Genomic DNA, 269 nt, shown 5'->3' with positions numbered 1-269 from the left:
AGGGATTATCGGGCTTTACCTGCGCCATGCGCTGGAAGAGACTCCGGCGTTCCAGCAGCATGTCGATAAACTGGAACAGGGCGACCGTGAAGGTTTGCAGGATGGCCCGAAAGTCTCGTTTAAAGAGATTGCCACTAAATACTGGCGCAGCCTGTTGACATGTATTGGTCTGGTAATTGCCACCAACGTGACTTACTACATGTTGCTGACCTATATGCCGAGTTATTTGTCGCATAACCTGCATTACTCCGAAGACCACGGGGTGCTGA

1 protein-coding gene is annotated in these 269 nt (G+C 50.9%); it reads left to right on the top strand.

What is annotated here, in order from left to right; translation table 11 throughout:
* Positions 1-269 (top strand): MFS transporter (locus IEQ44_RS15920; RefSeq protein ID WP_193639423.1); only part of this gene is annotated, 269 nt, incomplete at both ends.

Origin of the sequence: Nocardioides malaquae (assembly GCF_015070385.1) — a bacterium.
Lineage (GTDB): Bacteria > Actinomycetota > Actinomycetes > Propionibacteriales > Nocardioidaceae > Nocardioides > Nocardioides malaquae.
This window is presented reverse-complemented; position numbering and strand designations above follow the sequence as displayed.